The following is a 21,030-nucleotide window of genomic DNA, read 5'->3' on the forward strand; positions in this document are numbered from 1 at the left end:
GCTAACCAAGCTGCGCCAGCGCCTGACGAAACGCCGGCGGCAGGCTGTTGCTCAGACGCGGGCGGCCATCGGCTTGGGTGAAGATGCCCATGCGCTGCAGCCAGGCTTCGAACTCGGGCGCCGGCCTCAGCCCCAGGCTCTGGCGCGCATACAGCGCGTCGTGGAAGGAGGTGGTCTGGTAATTGAGCATGACGTCATCGGAGCCGGGGATGCCCATGATGAAGTTGATGCCAGCCACGCCGAGCAGGGTCAGCAGCACGTCCATGTCGTCCTGATCGGCTTCGGCGTGGTTGGTGTAGCAGATGTCGCAGCCCATCGGCAGGCCCAGCAGCTTGCCGCAGAAGTGGTCTTCCAGGCCGGCGCGGATGATCTGCTTGCCGTTGTACAGATACTCCGGGCCGATAAAACCGACCACGGTATTCACCAAAAATGGTTTGAAGTGTCGGGCCACCGCATAGGCGCGGGTTTCGCAGGTTTGCTGGTCGAGGCCGTGGTGGGCGCCGGCCGATAGCGCGCTGCCCTGGCCGGTTTCGAAGTACATCAGGTTGTCGCCAAGCGTGCCGCGTTTGAGACTCAGGCCGGCGTCGTAGCCTTCCTGAAGAATCTTCAGGCTGACGCCGAAGCTGGCGTTGGCCGCCTCGGTGCCGGCAATCGACTGGAACACCAAATCCAGCGGTACGCCACGGTTGATCGCCTCGATCGATGTGGTGACGTGGGTCAGCACGCAGGCTTGGGTGGGGATTTCATAGCGCTGAATGATGCCGTCGAGCATGCGCAGCATCTCGCAGATCGATTGGGTGCTGTCGGTGGCGGGGTTAATGCCGATCATGGCGTCGCCATTGCCGTACAGCAGGCCGTCGAGAATGCTCGCGGCGATCCCCGCAGGTTCGTCCGTTGGGTGGTTGGGTTGCAGGCGGGTGGACATGCGCCCGCGCAGGCCGACGGTGTTGCGAAAACGGCTGACTACGCGGATTTTCTGCGCCACCAACACCAGGTCCTGCACGCGCATGATCTTCGACACCGCCGCGGCCATCTCCGGCGTCAGGCCCGGGAGAGGGAGCGAAGGCCGGCTTCATCAGCGCTGTCACCGAGTAGCCAGTCACGAAAACCGCCGACGGTCAGGTGGCTGACCGGGGCGAACGCGGCGGCGTCATGGCTGTCGATAATAAGCCGGGTGACTTCATCGTCTTCATAGGGGATCAGCGCTTCCTGGAGAAACTGCTTGAGCGGAATATCGGCGAGGGCCATCTGCGCCGCGACCCGTTCGCCAGCATTGCTCGCCGCCACACCGGCGAGAAAATCGCCGGAGCGTGCGGGGCTGGCTTTGGCCATCACCTCGGCAAGGCTGTCGAAGCGGTAGGTTTCACCGCCAACGCTGTGGCTGTATGCGGGCATTGAGTTCCCCTTGAGGGCTTGGCTGCGCCAAAGCGGTGCTGCAGTTGTCATGTATGCACTGGAATAAACAATGCTGTCGATGGCAGGGCAGAAATTAAATAACGACGGGCCTCTTGGCAAAGGTTCAGCAACCCCTGTGCCAGAACCTGGCGCGCGGGCTGGGCCTCTGCTGGGCGGCGGCGCTGTGCTAACCTGCGGCCAGTTTTTAGCGCGCCTATTCACTGGTTTTTGAGGGCACCTTCAAGGTACATCATGCATATTCATATTCTCGGCATCTGCGGCACGTTTATGGGCTCGCTGGCGGTGCTGGCCAAAGAGCTAGGCCACCGTGTGACGGGCTCTGACGCCAATGTTTACCCGCCCATGAGTACCCAGCTGGAAGCTCAAGGCATCGAACTGACCCAGGGCTATGACGCCGCGCAACTCGACCCTGCGCCCGATCTGGTGGTGATCGGCAATGCCCTGTCGCGCGGCAACCCGGCAGTGGAATATGTGCTGAACAAAGGCCTGCCCTACGTCAGTGGTCCGCAGTGGCTGGCTGATCACGTGCTGCAAGGCCGCTGGGTACTGGCCGTGGCCGGCACCCATGGCAAGACCAGCAGTTCGAGCATGCTCGCTTGGGTGCTGGAGCATGCCGGCATGAGCCCAGGCTTTTTGATTGGCGGCGTGCCGCAGAATTTCGGTATTTCCGCACGCCTCGGCGGTACGCCGTTCTTCGTGGTCGAGGCCGATGAGTACGACAGCGCCTTCTTCGATAAGCGCAGCAAGTTCGTGCACTACCGCCCGCGTACCGCGATTCTGAATAATCTGGAGTTCGATCACGCCGATATCTTCCCTGATCTGCCAGCCATCGAGCGGCAGTTCCACCATCTGGTACGCACCATTCCCGGCGAAGGGCTGATCATTCACCCGACCACCGAGCCGGCACTCAAACGAGTGATCGAGATGGGTTGCTGGACGGAGGTCGCAACCACCGGTGAAGGCGGCCAATGGCAGGCACGCCTGCTTAGCGCCGACGGCTCGCGTTTCGAGGTGAGCTTCGAGGGCAAGGCAGCAGGTACCGTGGATTGGCAACTGACCGGCCAGCACAACGTCGCCAACGCCCTTGCGGTGCTGGCGGCGGCGCGGCATGTCGGTGTGGTGCCGGAGCTGGGCATCGCTGCGCTGTGCAGCTTTATCAACGCCAAGCGGCGCATGGAGAAGGTTGCCGAAGTCAATGGCGTGACCATCTTCGATGACTTCGCTCACCACCCCACGGCAATTGCTACCACCTTGGACGGCCTGCGCAAACGCATCGGCGACGCCAAGTTGATCGCCATCGTTGAGCCGCGCTCCAACTCGATGAAGCTCGGCGCGCACCGCGACGGTTTGCCCGAGTCCGTGGTGCAGGCCGACTCGGTATATTGGTACGCGCCACCAAACCTGGGCTGGGACTTGGCCGGCACGGTGGCCACGTCAACGGTGCCGACTCAGGTGTGCGATTCGCTGGAGGCGATCATTGCCGGGGTCAAGGCAGAAGCGGCGGCTGGTACTCAGATCGTGGTGATGAGCAACGGCGGCTTCGGCGGCCTGCATGGCAAATTGGCTGCGGCCCTGGCTGAGTAATCAGTGCGTAGCCCGGATGCAATTCGGGACAAGGGTCACCCGGATTGCATCCGGGCTACGTGGTTGCTGTGTGGCTAGCCGCGCAGTAGTTTCCCCAAAAATCGAGGAGCTTCGATGAGCGGTCCAGAACGAATTACTTTGGCCATGACCGGTGCCTCTGGCGCGCAGTACGGTTTGCGCCTGCTCGATTGCCTGGTGCGGGAAGACCGCGAGGTGCACTTTCTGATTTCCAAGGCCGCGCAGTTGGTGATGGCCACCGAAACCGATGTCAGCCTGCCGAGTAAGCCGCAGGCCATGCAGGCGTTTCTCAACGAGTACACCGGCGCGTTACCGGGGCAGATTCGCGTGTATGGCAAGGAAGACTGGATGGCCCCGGCGGCCTCCGGTTCCGGTGCGCCCGCGGCGATGGTGGTGGTGCCGTGTAGCACCGGCTCGCTGTCAGCGATTGCCAGTGGTGCCTGCAATAACCTGATCGAGCGCGCGGCGGATGTGGTGTTGAAGGAGCGTCGCCAGCTGATTCTGGTGCCGCGTGAAGCGCCGTTCTCCAGTATTCATCTGGAAAACATGCTCAAGCTGTCGAACATGGGCGCGACCATCCTGCCGGCGGCGCCGGGCTTTTATCACCAGCCGCAGACCATTGATGACCTGATCGACTTTGTCGTTGCGCGCATCCTCAACTGCCTGGGTGTGCCTCAGGACATGCTGCCGCGCTGGGGCGAACACCATCAGATTACCCCGGATGAATAAGCCCCTGCTGCGCGCTGCCGCCGCTGTGCTGGCGTGCCTGACCCTTAGCGGTTGCGCCACCGTGCGCACTCTGGATGCGGCCAAACCGAATGCGCCGGTGGTGTACGCCGGCACGCGTCTGGATTGGTATGCGTTGCAAGGGGGCTGCTGCGCCACGGATCGCTTCGGAGCTGAAGCGCCGGCTTACCCGGCGGTTGATCTGCCGGTCAGTGCCTTGCTCGATACCCTGTTGCTGCCGCTGTCCCTGGCCACCGCCATTGGCCTTAATCTGGGCATTAGCGGCGGCTTGTAAGGGGCGCTCAGCGGTCCAGCTGGCAGGCTTGGGGCATGGCCTGCTGCAGGCCGTAGCGGCCTTTTTCATCACGGCTTACACGGCCCATGGCGGTATCCGGGTCGTGGGTAAACACCAGGCGTCCGCCACGGCCATGCAGATCGGCCAGCAGGGCTTCTTTCTCTTCAATCAAGCCTTCGGGGAAGCGGTCGTAACCCATGGTGATCGGCAGGTGCACCCACGGTGCGCCAGGGATCAGGTCGGCAGGGAACACCACTGGACCATCGGGCATGGCGACTTCGGGGATCAACTGGCCAGGGGTGTGACCGTCGCTCCAGTGCAGGCGCCAGTCCGCGCCCAATAGTTCGCAGTGCTCGGTTTCATCGATCAGGTGCAGGCGGCCGCTTGCTTCGAGCAACGCCAGCAACTCCGGGACATAGGAGGCGCGGTCGCGGGCATGGGGCTGGCAGGCGCGCTGCCATTGGCGCCGGCCGGTTATGAACTGCGAGTTGGGGAACAGCAGGCGCGCTGGTTGGCCGTCTTCCCAGGCCGCGAGCAAGCCGCCGGCATGGTCGAAGTGCAGGTGGGTGAGCACCACGATGTCGATATCGGCATCACTCAGGCCGGCGGCGGCCAGGCTGTCGAGCAGCACGTGGCGCTCTTCTTGTACGCCAAAGCGCTGTTTCAGGTCGGGGCTGAAAAACGCGCCAATGCCGGTTTCAACCAAAATATTGCGGCCTTCCTCTTGCACCAGTAGGGCGCGGCAACCGAGGTCGATGCGGTTCAGTTCGTCCGGTTTCATCCAGCGTTGCCACAGGGCTTTCGGCGCATTGCCGAACATGGCGCCGCCGTCGAGTTTTTGGCTGTTGCCGGTCAGGGTGGTCAGGGTTCGCATGGGCTTCTCTTATTATGGGTAAGTCGCAACAGGGTGGCGGCTGCAGCGCGGGTGAGCCATTGCACCTTCGGTTGATAGGTGTTCGATTGCTCTGCTGTGGCAGTGCGTGGTGGATCGGTAACGCGTGATCCACCCTACGAGTCATGTCGACGTAGGGTGGATGTCGCTTTTTACATCCACCGCGCCGTTTAGCGCTCGATGGCCAGCGCCACGCCTTGGCCGCCACCGATGCACAGGGTGGCCAGGCCTTTGTGGGCGTCGCGGCGGATCATCTCATGGATCAGGCTGACCAGAATGCGGCAGCCCGACGCGCCGATCGGGTGGCCGAGGGCGATGGCGCCGCCGTTGACGTTGACCTTGGCGCTGTCCCACTGCAGTTCGCGGCCGACCGCAATGGCCTGTGCTGCGAAGGCTTCATTGGCCTCGATCAGGTCGAGTTGTTCCAGGCTCCAGTTGGCTTTCTCCAGGGCGCGGCAGGTGGCGAATACCGGGCCGATGCCCATGGTCGCCGGGTCGACGCCGGCACTGGCGTGGGCCTTGATTCGCGCGAGCACCGGCAGGTTCAGCTCGGCGGCTTTAGTGGCGCTCATCAGCAACACGGCGGCCGCGCCGTCGTTGAGGGTTGAGGCATTGCCAGCGGTGACGCTGCCGTCGCGCTTGAAGGCCGGGCGCAGTTTACCCAAGGCTTCCAAGGTGCTGCTGGCGCGCGGCTGCTCATCGGCGGCGATGATCAGGCTGTCACCTTTGCGCTGAGGGATCTCAATCGGGGTGATTTCGTTTGCAAAGCGGCCGGCCTCAATGGCGGCGCAGGCGCGCAGCTGCGAGTGCGCGGCGAAGGCATCCTGCTCGGAGCGGCTGATGCCGTATTGCTCGGCCAGGTTCTCGGCGGTGATGCCCATGTGGTAGTCGTTAAAAGCATCCCACAGGCCGTCGTGGATCATGGTGTCGACTAACTGGCCGTGGCCCATGCGCAGGCCATTGCGTGAGCCGTTCAGCACGTGTGGAGACTGGCTCATGTTTTCCTGGCCGCCAGCGATGATCACCTCGGCGTCGCCACAGCGAATCGCCTGGGCCGCCATGATCACGGCCTTGAGGCCGGAGCCGCAGACTTTGTTCAGGGTCAGCGCGGGTACTGTGTGCGGCAGGCCGGCTTTGAGTGTGCTTTGACGGGCCGGATTCTGCCCGGCACCGGCGGTCAGTACCTGGCCGAGTATCACTTCGTCGATCTGTTCGGCGGGCAGGCCGGTGTCGGCGAGCAGGCGGCGGATAACGGCAGCGCCCAGATCAACAGCGCTCACGCTGCTCAATGCACCCTGAAAGGCACCGATGGCGGTGCGGGTGGCGGCGACTATAACGACTTCTTGCATGTGCTTCCTCGTGCTGCCGGGGCAGCCAGTGGCTCGAATAAAAAAACGCGACGTCCTTAATGGACGCCGCGCAAACGCTCAACCGGTGTTCGCAGTTCCCGCCATGCAGGGGCGGGTTGGCGTCAGAATTGCTCGGCGCGCAGGCCGTACAGTGCGTCGCTGCCTGCGCGAATGCTGGTTTCCAGGGTCAGGATGCGCGGCAGCAGGCGGGCGAAGTAGAACTCGGCGGTGGCCAGCTTGGCGCTGTAAAACGCTTCGTCTTCGCTGCACTTGGCCTGCGCCACGGCGGCCATGCGCGCCCACATCCAGGCGTAGGCGGTGTAGCCGAACAGGTGCAGGTACTCCACCGACGCTGCGCCGGTTTCGTGCGGGTTGCCCGCGGCACGTTCCTGCAGCCAGCTGCTGGTGCGCTCCAGGCGCTCAATTGCATCCAGCAGCGCGGCGGCATACGGCGCATCGGGCTGCTCGGCGAAGCGGCGAATCTCGGCGGTGAACTGGCGCAGCGCTACGCCACCGTTGGCGATGATCTTGCGCCCGAGCAGGTCGAGGGCCTGAATGCCGTTGGTGCCTTCGTAGATTTGCGCGATGCGCACGTCGCGCACCAGTTGCTCCTGGCCCCACTCGCGGATGTAACCGTGGCCGCCGAACACCTGTTGGCCATGGATGCAGCTGTCCAACCCCGTGTCGGTAAAGAACGCCTTGGCCACTGGCGTGAGCAATGCCACCAGGGTTTCGGCTGTTTGACGCTCGCTGTTGTCGTCGCTGAACTTGCTCAGGTCGAGCTGTTGGCCGACATAGCAGGCAAACGCGCGGCCGCCTTCGGTAAGGGCTTTCATGGTCAGCAGCATGCGCCGTACATCGGCGTGCACGATGATCGGGTCGGCGGCTTTGTCCTGGGCTTCTGGGCCAGTGGCTGCGCGGCTTTGCAGGCGCTCGCGGGCGTAGTCGCGGGCCGCCTGGTAAGACGCTTCGGCGCAGCCGATGCCCTGGATGCCGATGGACAGGCGCTCGTAGTTCATCATGGTGAACATCGCCGCCAGGCCTTTGTTCGGCTCGCCGATCAGGTAGCCGGTGGCGCCGTCGAAGTTCATCACGCACGTGGCCGAGGCCTTGATGCCCATCTTGTGTTCGATCGAGCCGCAGCTCACGGCGTTGCGCGCGGCCAGGCTGCCGTCGGCATTGACCAGCACCTTGGGCACCAGAAACAGCGAGATGCCGCGTGCGCCAGCGGGGGCGTCGGGCAGCTTGGCCAGCACCAGGTGGATGATGTTTTCGGTGAGGTCCTGCTCGCCGCCGGTGATAAAGATCTTGCTGCCGCTGATCTGGTAGCTGCCATCGGCTTGCGGTTCGGCCTTGGTGCGGATGATGCCTAAGTCGGTGCCGGCATGGGCCTCGGTCAGGCACATGGAGCCTGCCCAGCGGCCTTCGTACATTGGCGGCAGGTAGGTGTTTTTCAGGTCTTCACTGGCGTGCGCGTCGATGGCCAGGCAGGCCCCGGAGCTCAGCGCTGAGTACAGTGCGAAGCTGGAGCCGGCGGCGTAGAGCATCTCTTCAAATGCCACGGCGAGCATTTTGGGCATGCCCATGCCGCCGTAGGTTGGGTTACCGGACAGGCCGACCCAGCCGCCTTCAATGTAAGTGGCATAGGCTTCTTTGAAGCCTGCCGGGGTGCGTACATCGCCTGCAATCCATTGCGCGCCTTCTTCATCACCGCTGCGGTTGAGCGGGGCGATCAGGCCGCCAGTCACCTTGGCGGCTTCTTCCAGAATGGCATCGGCAGTATCGGCGTCGACGGTTTCAGCCAGTGCCGGCAGGCGAGCCCATAGGCTCGGGGCATCGAACACTTCATGGAGGACAAAGCGCAGGTCGCGCAGCGGGGCGTTGTACTCAGGCATCGGCAGTTTCTCGCACTGATGCCGCGCAGAGCGCGGCGATTAAAACGCCCCTGGCGTTATTGCACCCGGGGCGTTGCAGGAATAAGCAACACGGCCCGCAGCGCGGCGGGCCGTGTACGGTCACTCGGCCTCGGCTGGGCTTTTGACGGTGTTTTTAGTGGTGAACTTGAGCAGGTGAGTGCGCTCAACCAGGATGTACAGCGCCGCACCTGCAGCCAGGCCCCAGCCTGCGCCGTAGACGGCCAGTACCACACCCATGGTGCCGGCAACGCCGCGCTCGGTGTTGTTGCTCAGCTGTTCGAAACCGACCATCAGGCAGATATAGCCGGTGAGGATCAGGGTCAGCGACAGGGCAATCGGCAGTACCGGCTGGAAGAAGCTCACCAGCGGCAGGGCGAACAGGGCGATAAAGCCGGTGATCCAGAACGTGCCCGCGCCGCTGTAGATCGAATCCATGGCTTTGCGGCCGTACTTGTAACGCTCGGCCATGGTTGCCGCGACGGCTGTCCACAGCGGCCCAGCCAAGCCCGGATACGGCGCGAAGAAGGCGTGCAGGGCGTTGCGCAGGGCGGTGACCAAATGCACGCGGTCGATGTTGTTCTCGATCACTTCGTCAGTGCGCAGTTCATCGGCGCGCTGCATCAGCGACTGGCCGACGATGATGTCGCCAAACGCGATGACATAAGCGATAACCGCAGTAGGCACGGCCAGCAGGAACACATCCAAACCCGGGAAACCAACGCTAAACGGCAGGTAGTTCCACATCTCGGCGAAGGCTGGCGCGGTGATGCCGAATTTCACGTCGGGCATCTTGTATTCGCCTACGGCAATGCCGATGAAAATCGCGATCAACATACCCGGCACCATGCCGTAGTTGACGATTTTGCGCGCCAGCGGCACGCGCTCGGTGAGGCCTTTAAACGACACTGAGAACATCAGGTACAGGCAGATCAGGCTGCCCAGCACCAGGGAAATCGGCGTGTTGGCCAGGCGACCACCGGTGGAGATTTCGCCCATCAGTGCCGCAATACCCGCACCGATGATGATCCCGCCCTTCATCGAGTTGGGAATCAACTTCACCAGGGTGCTGCCCAGGCGCGTGACGCCGAGGAACAGGAAGATCACGAAGACCAGAAATTGCAGGGCAAACAGTGCCTGAATGGCTTCGGGGCCGGGTTTGAAATTGCCGAGAAACAGCAACACAACTGGAATGCCGGGAGTGATCCAACCGGGCACGAAGGGCACGCCGAGCAGCGCCGGCAGCATAAAGCCGACACCACACACCACGACATAGGCGAGGGCTACGTCGTAGGGCAGGCCGAGGTATTTTTCCAGCAGCGGAATCATCGCCAGGCTGACCACGAACATGATCAACGCTTGCAGCATCTCCGCGGTTTCCCAGCGGTAGTGGACAAAGGGCAGGCGCACTTTGAACGGGCCGACTGGCCAATAGGGTTGTTCATCCCCGTCACGGCGTTTAAATAGTTGCATTGAAGCTCTCCGTCGGCCAGTGGCCGGTTTTTGTTGTTGTGGAAACGGTTGTTGCTAACGCATTACTACGCCACCCAATGGGTGGCGCAGTGAGCGGTTAGGTGGCGTGGCGCCGTTACAGGGCCTTGGCCATATCGCGCAGAACGAACTTCTGGATCTTGCCGGTGCTGGTCTTCGGCAGTTGGGTGAAGACCACGGTTTTTGGCACTTTGAAACCGGCCAGGTGTTCGCGGCTGAAACTGATGATGTCCGCCTCGCTGACCTGCTGTTGGTCGGCCTTGAGGGTGATAAAGGCGCAGGGGGTTTCGCCCCATTTCTCGTCTGGGCGAGCCACCACGGCGGCTTCGAGCACGCCGGGGTGACGGTAGAGCACGCCTTCCACCTCAATGGTGGAGATGTTCTCGCCGCCGGAGATGATGATGTCTTTCAGACGGTCCTTGATTTCCACGTAGCCGTTGGGGTGACACACGGCCAGGTCGCCGGTGTGGAACCAGTCGCCGGCAAAGGCTTCGGCGGTGGCGGTGGGGTTCTTCAGGTAGCCCTTCATCACGGTGTTGCCGCGCATAAAGATTTCGCCGATGGTTTCGCCATCGCGCGGGGTCGGCTCCAGGGTTTTCGGGTCGGCCACCATTACCCCTTCCAGGGTGGGATAGCGCACGCCTTGACGGGATTTGAGTACCGCGCGCTCGTCCAGCGGCAAGGCGTCCCATTCGGCATGCCAGGCGCACAGGGTCACCGGGCCGTACACTTCGGTCAGGCCGTAAACGTGGGTGACCTGGATGCCCATTTCTTCGACCGCACCAATCACCTTGGCAGGCGGCGCAGCACCGGCAACCATGGCCTTGACTGGATGGTCGATGGCCGCTTTGGCTTCGGCTGGCATATTCACCAGGGCATTGAGCACGATCGGGGCGCCACACATGTGGGTGACTTGCTCGCTGCGAATCAGGGTGAGGATTTTCGCCGGGTCGACACGGCGCAGGAACACATGCACGCCCGCCAGGGCGGTGATGGTCCAGGGGTAGCACCAGCCGTTGCAGTGGAACATCGGCAGGGTCCAGAGGTACACCGGGTGGTTGCCCATGGCCCAGGTCATCTGGTTGCCCAGCGAGTTCAGGTAAGCGCCACGGTGGTGGTAGACCACGCCCTTGGGGTTACCGGTGGTGCCGGAGGTGTAGTTGAGGCTGATCGCCTGCCACTCGTCTGCCGGCCACTGCCAGGCAAACTGCGGATCGCCTTCGGCGAGGAAGGCTTCGTAGTCGAGGTCACTGACCGCTTGACCTTCGCCGTACTCGGGGTCATCGACGTCGATCACTAGCGGCGGATGATCGAGCATGCCCACGGCCGCGTGGATCACGTCGTAGAATTCGCGGTCGGTGATCAGCACCTTGGCTTCGCCGTGCTGCAGCATAAAGGCGATGGCCTCGGCATCCAGGCGCACGTTGAGGGTGTTGAGCACTGCGCCGATCATCGGCACGCCAAAATGCGCTTCGAGCATCTGTGGGATGTTCGGCAGCATCACCGCCACCGTATCGCCTTTACCGATGCCACGACCGGCCAGGGCGGAAGCCAGGCGGCGGCAGCGTGCGTAGGTTTCACTCCAGTCACGGCGGATCGAACCATGCACCACGGCCGGGTAGTGCGGGTAAACACTGGCGGTACGTTCGATAAAGCTCAGTGGCGAGAGGGCGATATGGTTGACGGCAGCAGGCGCAAGGCCCTGTTCATAGATCGACATGCGAATACCCATGCAGGTTGGATGCTCGGGCCATTGTGCGGGTAGTCTTACGCATAGGCCCGGTATTGTTCTGGGTCTATTTATATATCTGATGGTTTATATATGGAAGTTAAACCATAGTTGTATAGTATTTGTACTATATTATTTTTCTGGCGATTAGCCCTTGGTCGCTTTGCATTTGCCGGCTGCCGGCCTGATGCTGCGCCGCCTCGCGCAATAAGTGGCCGATAGGAATGAAACTGGATGAATGAGATCTCCGTGCAGCTGCACAGCTGGTTGTGTATGCAGCGTGAGTGCTTGCCGCTGGCGGTGCGTGCCGATGCACTGTTGCGCGCCCTGCATGCCTGCCCGGAAGTGCGCCAGGCGTTTTTTTTGCGCTGGCAAGCGAGCACGGCGATCTACAGCCATGAAGGCAATGCGCCGCATCTGCCGCCGGGCTTTGGTGATCCGCTAGCGGCCAGTGATCAGTTGCTGTTTGAGCGCTTGCAGCAAGAGCCTCGGCTGGACTTGGCCGCGCTACGTCAACTGCCGTGCTGGCTGGCGGGGCGAGTGCGGCGTGCCGGGCTTAACCATGGCCAGGCGCTTGCATTGGCGCTGGATGAGGGGCAGCCCGGTTTACTGCTGATTGAGTTACAGGAGCACGCCGGCAGCGACTGGCTCGGGCTGGTGCATCAATTACTGTTGGCGGTGCTCGCCAGCCTGCCGCAGCAGGCGCGTGGCAGCCGGTTGCTGGGCAGTGACCCGCAGCCCAGCCTGTTGCTGGATATCGACGCGCGGCCGCTGCAACTAAATGCCGCCATGCAGGCACTGCTGGGTGAGCAATCGCTGGCGCTGGTAACCGATTTGTTGCCGGTCAACGCGCCGCAACTGGTGCGCGCCTGTTTGCAGCAAGGGCGGGCCATCGAAGCGGTTGAGGCGCAGCATGCCGGCCAAGTGCTGATGTGGACCTTTATGCCCGACGCTGCCGAGCAGCAGGTGCTGGCGCGCTGTCGCCCTGCGACCGCCCAGGTGCAGGCTGAGCGTGAAGCGGCCAAGGCCAGCCGCCTGTACCGGCTGATTACCGAGAACACCACCGACCTGATCTCCCGGCACACCCCTGATGGCTGTTTTCTCGATGCCTCGCCGGCCAGCTGGACGCTGCTCGGCTACTGGCCGGAAGCGTTGCGTGGCACCTTGGTGCAGGCGCTGTTTCATGAGCAGGACCAACAGCACTTGGTCGACAGCACCCGTGAAGCCCTCGAGCAAGACGGCTATCACACCATGACCTACCGTATTCGCCACCGCGATGGGCATTATTTGTGGTTTGAGACCGCCAGCCGCGCGATCCGCGAAACCTATACCGGCGCGGTGGTTGAAGTGGTCAGCGTGTCGCGCGATATCACCGCGCGGGTGCTGGCCGAAGAGAACAAGCGGCGCCTGGCTGAGGTGGTGGAAGCCAATACCGACCTGGTGCTGTTTATTGACCCCAATGGGCACCTGACGCACCTCAATCCGTCTGCGCGGCATGCATTGAATATTGAGGATCAGCAGCCGTTACCGCCGCTCGAAAAGCTCTTAGCCCCAAGCGATTTTCAGCAGTTGCAGCGCCATGGTTGGGCGGCTGCCGATGCGGCCGGGGTGTGGAGCGCCGAGGTGCGCCTGCAGCCGCTGGGGCCGCGTGCGCCGCTGCCGGTGTCGCTGGTGCTGCTGGCGCACCGCGGCCGTGATGGAGAGCATTACTACTCACTGGTGGCGCGCGACATGACCGAGCGTGAATTGCGTGAGGCTGAGCAGCGGCGCCATCAGGATGAGCTAGCGCATACGGCGCGGCTGGTCACTCTCGGCGAACTGGCATCCGGTATCGCCCATGAGATCAATCAACCGCTGGCGGCGGTGGTCAACTATGCCAGCGCCAGCCAACGCTATCTCAAGGCGCTGGGCGCTAACCCTGAGGCGGCGAGCAAGGTGGCGCAAGGGCTGGAGCGGATCAACGAGCACGCCAACCACGCCTCGGAAGTGATCAAACGCTTACGCGCTTTTCTGCGCAAAGGTCAGCGCCGTACCCAGGCGCTGGATATTGCCAGCGTGGCACGCGAGGCAGTGCGGCTGTGCCAATGGGAGGCGAGTAATTGGCAGGTGACCATTGACGAGCAATTGGCGGACAATCTGCCACCGGTGTATGCCGACCGGATTCTGCTGGAACAGGTGCTGCTCAACCTGCTGCGCAATGCCATTGACGCCAACCGTGAGGCTCACCCCGGCCACTCTTCGCGTATCGAACTCAGCGCCGCCGAGCAGGATGGCCAGCTCTGTGTGCGCGTGTGGGATCAGGGGCCGGGTGTGGCGCAGGGTGAACTGGAGCATATTTTCACCCCGTTCTACACCAGCAAGGCCGAAGGGCTGGGGCTAGGCCTGTCGATGAGCCGCAGTATCATCGAAGGCTTTGGCGGGGCGCTGGAGGCGCACCCTGGCACGGCCGGCGGCTTGTGCCTGGAGTGCCGCTTGCCGCTACTGCGCGGCGAGGACGCTGAGCGCCTTGTAGGGCTTTAGCCGCAACACAGCCAATGCATAACAAGAAAAGGAGCAGGGCATGAGCCTGCAGATGCAACACCAGGTTTATGTGGTCGACGATGACCAGGGCATGCTCGACTCCACCGTCTGGCTACTGGAGTCCGTGGGGCTCAAGGCACTGCCGTTCACCAGCGGTCAGGCGTTTCTCGATGCCTGTGATGCGCATAGCCAAGGCTGTGTGCTGTTGGATGTGCGCATGCCCGGCATGGGCGGGCTGAATGTGCAGGAAGCGATGCGCGCCCGCGGCATTGAGATGCCGGTGATCTTTGTTAGCGGGCATGCTGATGTGCCCATCGTGGTGCGCGCCTTCCGTGCCGGCGCCGTGGACTTCATCGAAAAACCCTACAACGAGCAGTTGCTGCTCGATAGCGTGCAGCACGCCTTAAGCCATGCGCCGGCGGTGGTGCAGGCGGATCTGCGCTTGCAGGCCGTGGAAGCGCGCTTGGCCAGCCTGACCCCACGTGAGCGTGATGTATTGCTGCCGCTGGTGCGTGGCTACACTAACCGCGAAATGGCCGAGCAGCTGGATATCAGCGTCAAGACCATCGACCTCTACCGCTCGCGGGTGATGAAGCGCATGCAGGCAGAAACCCTCGCCGATCTGGTGGGGATGGCGATTGCCGCCGGGTTGGTGGACGCCTTGCAGCTGCGCGGCGAGCAGCCTTGACCTGAGCCTGGCGTGCCGTGGGCTGCGCACCTGAGTATTGCGCGTTCGTGAATCATGCTGAGTTGCTATCATTTACCCGCAAGCCCCGCCTATTTCCCCGCCTGAATGTGTTGCCTGGATAACGGAATGCTCCTAGAACTGATCAAGAATGCCACCCTGCTGATAACCCTGTGCTGGATGCATGGCTTGATTACGCGCTATTTGGATGAGCGCTCGACCCCCGGTAAGTTGTTCTCCGGCGCATTGTTTGGCGCGGCCTGTGTGATTGGTATGACATTTCCACTCACGCTTGAGCAAGGTTTGATCTTCGATGGTCGCACCGTGGTGCTGAGCATGGCGGCCTTCTTCGGTGGGCCACTGGTTGGGTTGATCGCCGGTGCTATCGCCGGGGTGTATCGCTTGTGGCTCGGGGGTGTGGGCGCGATACCTGGGCTGCTCAACATCCTGATGCCGGTGCTCATGGGGCTGGCTTACCGCGGCCTGCACATGTCTGGCCGCGTGCCATTCGGTTTTTTCTCACTGCTGGTCTTTGCCGCGCTTGTGCAAGGCCTGCAGATCGCCATTTTGACCTTATTGCCATCTGGCCAGTTCGCCGCGTCCCAGCAATATGCGTTGTGGCCTCTGGTCTTAGTCTTGATCCCTTCGACCTTGATACTCGGTTTACTGTTGAAGGATATTCGCCGACAGAAGCGAGATCGCGAAGCGCTGCGCCAGAGTGAGGCGCAGTTGCAGGCCATTACCGAAGCGGTGCCTGACCTTTCCATCGTGCTGGATGAAGACGGCCGCTATGTGAAGATCAAAGCCCCTGACAGCAGCCTGCTGTTTTCCGGTGGTGAAGGCTTGCTGGGCCGCCTGATGGCGGAGGTGCTGCCAACCAGTCAAACCGAACTCTTTATGCAGTTGATTGGGCGCACCCTGGCCAGCGACCAAGCGCAAACCATTGAATATGACATGCAAACACCGGCCGGTCGGCGGGTCTTTGAGGGCCGTGCGCGGCGTTTGGATATTAAGGTGAATGGCAAGCGGGCCCTGGTTTTTATGGCGCGCGATATTACCGAGCGGGTCGCGCTTGAGTTGGATCGGCGCATCGCTGCCATTGCCTTTGAGTCGCCGCAGGGCATGCTGATTACCGATGCCAGTACGCGCATCCTGAAAGCCAACCGTGCATTCAGTGAGATATCCGGCTACAGCCTGGAAGACGTCGTTGGGCGACCCACGCGCATGCTTGGTTCGGGGCGCCAAGGCCCTGAGTTTTATCAGACCATGTGGCGCAGCCTTCAAGAAACCGGGCTGTGGGAGGGCGAGATATGGAATCGGCGCAAGTGCGGCGAGGTGTTCCCCGAGTGGTTAACCATTGGTGCCGTGCATGATGAGCAAGGGCTGGTGACTAACTACGTGGCCTCGTTGGTGGATATCAGCGAGCGCAAAAATGCCGAACAGAAAATCCTTCATCTGGCTTTTTATGACCCCCTGACTGGCCTGCCCAACCGCCGCCTGTTACGTGACCGGCTTGAACAGGCCACCGCGCTGTGCCGCCGGAATGGACATTACGCGGCGTTGATCTTTCTCGACCTGGATGACTTTAAAAACGTCAACGATGTCTATGGGCATCAGGTGGGGACGAGCTGCTCTGCCAGGTGGCCGAACGGTTAAAAAACACCTTGCGTGAGCTGGATACGGTGGCGCGCTTGGGCGGTGACGAGTTTGTGATCATGCTTGAGGGCTTGGAGTCTATCGCCGAAGATGCCGGCTCCCAGGTTGAACACATCGGCAGCAAGCTGATGCTCGCCTTGCGAGAGCCGTATGAAGTTAATGGTCAGCATTTCTTCAATAGCGCGAGCTTGGGCGCCGTTTTGTTCAATGATGAGCAGCACTCGGTAGATGAGCTGATGCAGTGCGCTGACTTGTCCATGTACAGCGCCAAATCAGCCGGCAAGGACACCTTGAGTTTTTATGACCCGCGCATGCAGGAGGTGGTCAGTTTGCGCCTGCAACTGGAGCAAGATATGCGCCGCGGCCTGGCTGAAGGTGAGTTTGTGCTGTACCTGCAGGCGCAAATCAACCAGTACGGAGAGTTGCAGGGCGCGGAAGCGCTGGTGCGTTGGCAGCACCCGCAGCGTGGCTTGCTGGGGCCAGGGACATTTATCGAAATTGCCGAGCGCAGCGGGCTGATCGCTGAGCTTGATCTCTACGTGCTCAAACAAGGCTGCAGTTTGCTGGCGCGCTGGGCCCGTGAGCCGCGGCTGGCCGGCTTGAGCCTGGCGGTGAATATCAGCAGCCGGCTGCTGTTTAAGGACGACTTCATCGACATATTGCACCAGGCCTTGGCTGACAGTGGCGCCAACCCGCAGCGCCTGAAACTGGAAATAACCGAGTCGCTGTTGCTGACCGACAAGAACGAGGCGGCTTTGCGCATGCAAACTCTGCAGGGCATCGGTATTCGTTTCTCCATTGATGATTTCGGTACCGGCTATTCATCAATGGCTTATCTGCAGCAGTTACCGCTTGATCAGTTGAAAATCGACCAGTCGTTTGTGCGTGATCTGCCTGGCAGTTCCAGCAGTCTGGCGATCGTGCGGGCGATTTTGGCGTTGGCCGAGAGCTTGGGGCTTGAAGCCATCGCCGAGGGGGTGGAAACCCAGGCGCAGCATGGCGTGCTGCTGGCGAACGGTTGCAAGTACTTCCAGGGTTATTTGTTCAGCAAGCCGATTACCATTGATGCGTTTGAAGCCCTGCCGCTGTTTGAACCGGTGTAATCGTGGCGCTGCCCGCTCGCTGAGGCTTGCAGCAGGGGTGTGGCCCCTCCGCCGCAAGAGCGCCGGGCGGCGCCGATAGGCCGGAGCGGCTGCAAAACACCGGCCTAGTCGGCCCAGCCTTGATAGAGATAGGTCATGGGCTTGGGGCCCTTGAGGTAGCGGTTGTTCAGCTCGCCGATGTGAAAGCCGCCCGCGCGGATCAGTGCGGCGATATCACGATTGAGGTGGCAGCCACCGGTCAGCGGTTTCCACAGCGGCGTCAGGCGATTCTGCCAGCGCAATACCGGTAGCTCAGGCGCCCGGCCGTGTTCACAGAACAGCAAGCGCCCGCCCGGCTTGAGCACGCGGCGCATCTCGCGCAGCGCAGCGACGGCATCGGGGATGGTGCACAGGGTGAAGGTGCAGACGATGCAATCGAAGCTGGCGTCATCCGCCTGAATTTGCCCCAGTTCAAGGGCAATCATCTCCACGGGAATACTGATCGCGTCGGCCCGTTGCCTGGCCAGCTTCTGCATGTCGGCGCTGGGGTCGACACCGATGATCGTGCTGACTTTTTGCGCGTCGTAGAACGCCAGGTTGAGGCCGCTGCCGATGCCAATTTCCAGCACCCGCCCGTGGGCTAGAGGCACCAACTGCGAGCGGGCCTTCATCACCGCGCCCATGCCGCAGGCGAAGTCGATCAGGTGCGGCAGCAGGTAACGGTCATATAAGCCCACAGGGTTTACCTCGCGCGTTGCGCTATTCGGCGTCGTTGCTGGCGTCTTCCGGCTGATCGCTGTTGTCGCCGCTGACGGCGGCAAAGCACTTGATCAGGTGAGGGCCGGCCGTGTCGTTGAGGCGCCAGGCATCGGCTTCACCATCAAAGCGTGCGGCGATTATCTGGGCCAGGCTGAAGTGCCATTTGCGCAGGGCGCGGCCGTCCATGCATTCGATGCTCAACAGCGGCGCGTCGGTGACCGCTTGGCCGCCAGTCTGGTGCTGCGCCAGTTGTTCAGCGTTGAGGCTGAACTGCCAGGCATGCAGGCCGTCGATTTCCAGCATGTCGGCGTGGTTCAGGGCGCTGATCAGGTCGTGCGGGTGGTGCTCATAGGTGTTGTCTTCTGTTAGCGGCCGAGACGGCGCAGTTGGTCTGATTCGATCACGCGAGTGCCGGTATCTTCTTCCAGGGCCAAACGCCACAGGGCGCGGGCCAGTACGGTGGCGTCGATGCCGCGGTATTTGCCCGGCAGCCAGCGCATAAAAGGCGCGGCAAGGCGTTCGCCGAGGCGAAATTCCTGGCGCGCGCCGAGCAGCAGCGACGGACGGACGATGGTCAGTTGCGGCCAGTCCTGCGCGCGCAGGGCTTGTTCCATTTCACCTTTGACCTTGTTGTAAAACACCGTCGAGCCCTCGTCCGCACCGAGGGCGCTGATCACCAGCAGGTGGCGCGCGCCGAGGGTGCGGGCGCGTTCGGCGAAGGCGATCACCAGGTCATGGTCGACGGCGCGAAAGGCCGCTTGTGAGCCGGCCTGTTTAATCGTGGTGCCCAGGCAGCAGAAGGCCGTATCGACCTTGCCCTGCAGCTGTGGCAGCAGGGCAAGCAGCTCACCCTGTGGGTTTTCCAGGTGCGCATGCGCAGCCAGTGGCCGGCGGCTGGGGGCCAGCACGCGGGCCACTGTAGGCTCATTCAGCAGGCGGTCCAGCAGGTGCTCGCCGGTCAGGCCGGTGGCGCCGGCGAGAAGGATGTGCTGGGGCGTCAAATACATAACGTGGGGTTCTCCGCTGATATCCATCAGCTTAACAGGCTGTAGGGGCTGCGCACTCTGCGCTTGCAGGTCGCTGTGATAGTTATGGTTTGACCTCAGGTTGCGCGGCGCGTGGGGTGTTGAGAGCGAGCGCTGCTTGCTGCTCACGCAGCTTATGCCACTGCGCGAGGACCGCCTTGGCTGGCCAGATTTGTGGTTCGGACGGCTCGAAGCCATCGGCTTTTTCACGCGCGGCGACGCTGGCCTGGGCCAGTGTGAAAGCGTGCTGCAGGTCATCGGTCTGTTGCAGGGCTTCGGCAAATAACGCACGGCCGAAGTAGGTGAAATCGTTTTCCTCCGAGCAGCCAAATGACACCCGGTCGGCGCGTGCGGCGGTGATCACCAGGGTTTTCTCATCCTGCACTTTTGGGATAAAGCCGCCGGAGTAGCAGGCCGAAATCACCAGTACCTTGTAGCGCTCTTTGAGAGGTTTCAGCAGGGTAGCCAGCTCGCTGGCGGGCAGGTCGTCGAGCTGCATGCGCGGCTGGTCGAGGTTCAGTTCATGCTTGGCTGAGCCGTGGCTGGTCAGGTAGATAAAGATCAGGTCTTCTTCACCGCTGCGTTCAGCCAGGGCCTGAATGCTGCGGCCCAGGCTGGCGCTGGTGGCCAGCGGGCGATCCGCCAGGTGGTCGCGGTGATTGACCAGGGTAATCCGGCCATAGGCGGCGAAGCGTTTTTGCAACAGGTCACCCACGTAGTCGGCCTCGCGCATAAACACACTCTGTTTGCCGTCGCCGGCCAGGGTCAGTGCGTACAGTTCGATGGCGGATGTCGAGGCAGGCAGCTGGGCAATGGCGGCATCGAGCAGTCGGCCTTGCTCTAGCAAGCCGATGGCCAAGGTGTCGGGTACTGCTTGGCCATCGCTGTCGCGAATCAGCCGGCCTTGTCGCCAGGTGCCGCTTTGCTGACTGCCGTCGGCCAGGCTCAGGCTGCCGTTGCCGTGGTATTTGCCGTAGGCAAAGTGACCCTGATAAACGCTGCCGTCGGCGAGGCTTAGGCGGCCTTCGCCATGGTAGTTCCAGTCGCGAAACTGGCCGACGTAATGGCTGCCATCGACGGCCTTGAATTGGCCTTGGCCGGTCAGGCTGCCATTGACGAAACGCCCGCTCCAGACGTCGCCATCGGCGCTCTGAAAGCGGCCTTTGCCGTGGAATTGGTTGTCGCGGAACTCCCCGCTGTAGAGATCGCCGCCAAGGTTCTTGAAACTGCCCTGGCCGTTGAGTTGCTGGTTATCGAAGGTGCCTGCGTACTCATTGCCTTCAGCGTCGCTCAGGACGCCTTGGCCGTGGGGCTGGCCATTGCGGAACTGGCCCTGGAAGCGTTCGCCATGGCTCCACTGCAACGAGCCCAGGCCGCTGTACAAACCGTTACTGAATTCGCCGCGGTATTCCTGTTCGCTGCTTTTGAGATGGCCTTCGCCGTTGGGCGTACCGTTGGCAAAGCCGCCGATATAGCGGCTGCCATCGCTGTAAGTGAGGCGGCCCTGGCCATGGAAATTGCCGCCCATAAATTCGCCGGTATACACCTCACCCTGCGCACTGTGCCATTCACCGGGGCCGTTGAATTGGCCATCTTTAAACAATCCCTGGTAGTAACGGCCGTCGCTGTAATCAAGGCGCCCCGGGCCTTGTAGCAGGCCGTCGATTACCTCGCCACGGTAGCGCCCACCATCGGGCAGCACCGCGTCGGCGGGCAGCAGCGGTTCGCCATCGCCGCAGGCGGCAAGCAGTAGAGCAAGGCTCAAGGGAGCTAGGCGGGAAAGACGGCGCATGCAGAAAATCCGGGCTGTAGGGGCGCCTGAGTATGCCTTAAACCGCTGCATGTGCCGTGATAGAGCGCGCGTACCGGCAAACACAGAGGCGCACAGGC

The 21,030-nt window shown here is 62.2% G+C and carries 14 protein-coding genes and 2 pseudogenes; 6 read left to right on the top strand and 10 right to left on the bottom strand.

Annotation, left to right across the window (positions count from 1 at the left end; all coding sequences use genetic code 11):
- Nucleotide 1 precedes the first annotated feature (1 nt).
- Nucleotides 2–1,395: pseudogene (locus ACEPAJ_RS02455) on the bottom strand (ethanolamine ammonia-lyase subunit EutB).
- A 252-nt stretch (nucleotides 1,396–1,647) separates the two neighbouring features.
- On the opposite strand from ACEPAJ_RS02455, the gene mpl reads away from it, so the two are divergent.
- From mpl to ACEPAJ_RS02470, 3 genes are all read left to right on the top strand, one after another.
- The gene (mpl, locus tag ACEPAJ_RS02460; RefSeq protein ID WP_425913320.1) at nucleotides 1,648–3,000 is read left to right on the top strand and encodes a UDP-N-acetylmuramate:L-alanyl-gamma-D-glutamyl-meso-diaminopimelate ligase; all 1,353 of its coding nucleotides are present in this window, start codon (nucleotides 1,648–1,650) and stop codon (nucleotides 2,998–3,000) included.
- A 114-nt stretch (nucleotides 3,001–3,114) separates the two neighbouring features.
- Complete coding sequence (ubiX, locus tag ACEPAJ_RS02465; RefSeq protein WP_425913321.1) at nucleotides 3,115–3,747, top strand: flavin prenyltransferase UbiX; 633 nt, start codon at nucleotides 3,115–3,117, stop codon at nucleotides 3,745–3,747.
- Entirely contained in the window at nucleotides 3,740–4,039 is a 300-nt protein-coding gene (locus ACEPAJ_RS02470; RefSeq protein WP_425913323.1) for a YceK/YidQ family lipoprotein, read from the top strand. Before ubiX ends, ACEPAJ_RS02470 begins: the two co-directional genes overlap by 8 nt.
- Before the next feature lie 7 nt (nucleotides 4,040–4,046).
- Here the strand turns inward: ACEPAJ_RS02470 and ACEPAJ_RS02475 are convergent, their stop codons facing one another.
- From ACEPAJ_RS02475 to ACEPAJ_RS02495, 5 genes are all read right to left on the bottom strand, one after another.
- A complete protein-coding gene (locus ACEPAJ_RS02475; RefSeq protein WP_425913325.1) occupies nucleotides 4,047–4,913 on the bottom strand; it encodes an MBL fold metallo-hydrolase in 867 nt (288 codons plus the stop codon).
- A gap of 188 nt (nucleotides 4,914–5,101) precedes the next feature.
- Nucleotides 5,102–6,280, bottom strand: a complete 1,179-nt coding sequence (locus ACEPAJ_RS02480; protein ID WP_425913327.1) for an acetyl-CoA C-acetyltransferase — start codon at nucleotides 6,278–6,280, stop codon at nucleotides 5,102–5,104.
- A 122-nt stretch (nucleotides 6,281–6,402) separates the two neighbouring features.
- Nucleotides 6,403–8,175, bottom strand: coding sequence for an acyl-CoA dehydrogenase C-terminal domain-containing protein (locus ACEPAJ_RS02485; RefSeq protein ID WP_425913328.1), 1,773 nt, complete (start codon nucleotides 8,173–8,175; stop codon nucleotides 6,403–6,405).
- 120 nt (nucleotides 8,176–8,295) lie between these two features.
- A complete protein-coding gene (locus ACEPAJ_RS02490; RefSeq protein WP_425913330.1) occupies nucleotides 8,296–9,666 on the bottom strand; it encodes a solute carrier family 23 protein in 1,371 nt (456 codons plus the stop codon).
- Between the two features lie 115 nt (nucleotides 9,667–9,781).
- Nucleotides 9,782–11,404, bottom strand: a complete 1,623-nt coding sequence (locus ACEPAJ_RS02495; RefSeq protein WP_274086437.1) for an acyl-CoA synthetase — start codon at nucleotides 11,402–11,404, stop codon at nucleotides 9,782–9,784.
- Between the two features lie 243 nt (nucleotides 11,405–11,647).
- Here ACEPAJ_RS02495 and ACEPAJ_RS02500 point away from each other — a divergent pair, with 243 nt between their 5' ends.
- The 3 genes and pseudogenes from ACEPAJ_RS02500 to ACEPAJ_RS02510 all read left to right on the top strand — a co-directional run.
- A complete protein-coding gene (locus ACEPAJ_RS02500; protein ID WP_425913332.1) occupies nucleotides 11,648–13,933 on the top strand; it encodes a PAS domain-containing sensor histidine kinase in 2,286 nt (761 codons plus the stop codon).
- Nucleotides 13,934–13,973: 40 nt separating this feature from the next.
- The gene (locus ACEPAJ_RS02505) at nucleotides 13,974–14,621 is read left to right on the top strand and encodes a response regulator transcription factor (protein ID WP_425913334.1); all 648 of its coding nucleotides are present in this window, start codon (nucleotides 13,974–13,976) and stop codon (nucleotides 14,619–14,621) included.
- A 264-nt stretch (nucleotides 14,622–14,885) separates the two neighbouring features.
- Nucleotides 14,886–17,377 (top strand): annotated as a pseudogene (locus ACEPAJ_RS02510) (putative bifunctional diguanylate cyclase/phosphodiesterase); the annotation flags it as partial.
- Nucleotides 17,378–17,481: 104 nt separating this feature from the next.
- On the opposite strand, the gene ACEPAJ_RS02515 reads toward ACEPAJ_RS02510, so the two are convergent.
- The 4 genes from ACEPAJ_RS02515 to ACEPAJ_RS02530 form a co-directional block, all read right to left on the bottom strand.
- Nucleotides 17,482–18,093, bottom strand: coding sequence for a class I SAM-dependent methyltransferase (locus ACEPAJ_RS02515; protein WP_425913336.1), 612 nt, complete (start codon nucleotides 18,091–18,093; stop codon nucleotides 17,482–17,484).
- Between the two features lie 22 nt (nucleotides 18,094–18,115).
- Entirely contained in the window at nucleotides 18,116–18,418 is a 303-nt protein-coding gene (locus ACEPAJ_RS02520; RefSeq protein ID WP_425913338.1) for a DUF5629 family protein, read from the bottom strand.
- A gap of 62 nt (nucleotides 18,419–18,480) precedes the next feature.
- Nucleotides 18,481–19,122: an oxidoreductase gene (locus ACEPAJ_RS02525; RefSeq protein ID WP_425913339.1), complete on the bottom strand. Its 642-nt coding sequence runs from the start codon at nucleotides 19,120–19,122 to the stop codon at nucleotides 18,481–18,483.
- Nucleotides 19,123–19,204: 82 nt separating this feature from the next.
- A complete protein-coding gene (locus ACEPAJ_RS02530) occupies nucleotides 19,205–20,932 on the bottom strand; it encodes a C13 family peptidase (RefSeq protein ID WP_425913341.1) in 1,728 nt (575 codons plus the stop codon).
- Between the last annotated feature and the right edge of the window lie 98 nt (nucleotides 20,933–21,030).

Origin of the sequence: Pseudomonas sp. GWSMS-1, assembly GCF_049847425.1 — a bacterium.
Taxonomy (GTDB): domain Bacteria; phylum Pseudomonadota; class Gammaproteobacteria; order Pseudomonadales; family Pseudomonadaceae; genus Aquipseudomonas.

Bases quoted from the DNA above. Each gene is read 5' to 3' on its own strand.
- ACEPAJ_RS02495 (WP_274086437.1), bottom strand. From the start codon at position 11,404: ATGTCGATCTATGAACAGGGCCTTGCGCCTGCTGCCGTCAACCATATC.
- ACEPAJ_RS02530 (WP_425913341.1), bottom strand. From the start codon at position 20,932: ATGCGCCGTCTTTCCCGCCTAGCTCCCTTGAGCCTTGCTCTACTGCTT.
- ACEPAJ_RS02470 (WP_425913323.1), top strand. From the start codon at position 3,740: ATGAATAAGCCCCTGCTGCGCGCTGCCGCCGCTGTGCTGGCGTGCCTG.
- ACEPAJ_RS02475 (WP_425913325.1), bottom strand. From the start codon at position 4,913: ATGCGAACCCTGACCACCCTGACCGGCAACAGCCAAAAACTCGACGGC.
- ACEPAJ_RS02490 (WP_425913330.1), bottom strand. From the start codon at position 9,666: ATGCAACTATTTAAACGCCGTGACGGGGATGAACAACCCTATTGGCCA.
- ACEPAJ_RS02500 (WP_425913332.1), top strand. From the start codon at position 11,648: ATGAATGAGATCTCCGTGCAGCTGCACAGCTGGTTGTGTATGCAGCGT.
- ACEPAJ_RS02485 (WP_425913328.1), bottom strand. From the start codon at position 8,175: ATGCCTGAGTACAACGCCCCGCTGCGCGACCTGCGCTTTGTCCTCCAT.
- ACEPAJ_RS02520 (WP_425913338.1), bottom strand. From the start codon at position 18,418: ATGCTGGAAATCGACGGCCTGCATGCCTGGCAGTTCAGCCTCAACGCT.
- mpl (WP_425913320.1), top strand. From the start codon at position 1,648: ATGCATATTCATATTCTCGGCATCTGCGGCACGTTTATGGGCTCGCTG.
- ACEPAJ_RS02480 (WP_425913327.1), bottom strand. From the start codon at position 6,280: ATGCAAGAAGTCGTTATAGTCGCCGCCACCCGCACCGCCATCGGTGCC.
- ACEPAJ_RS02525 (WP_425913339.1), bottom strand. From the start codon at position 19,122: ATGTATTTGACGCCCCAGCACATCCTTCTCGCCGGCGCCACCGGCCTG.
- ACEPAJ_RS02505 (WP_425913334.1), top strand. From the start codon at position 13,974: ATGAGCCTGCAGATGCAACACCAGGTTTATGTGGTCGACGATGACCAG.
- ubiX (WP_425913321.1), top strand. From the start codon at position 3,115: ATGAGCGGTCCAGAACGAATTACTTTGGCCATGACCGGTGCCTCTGGC.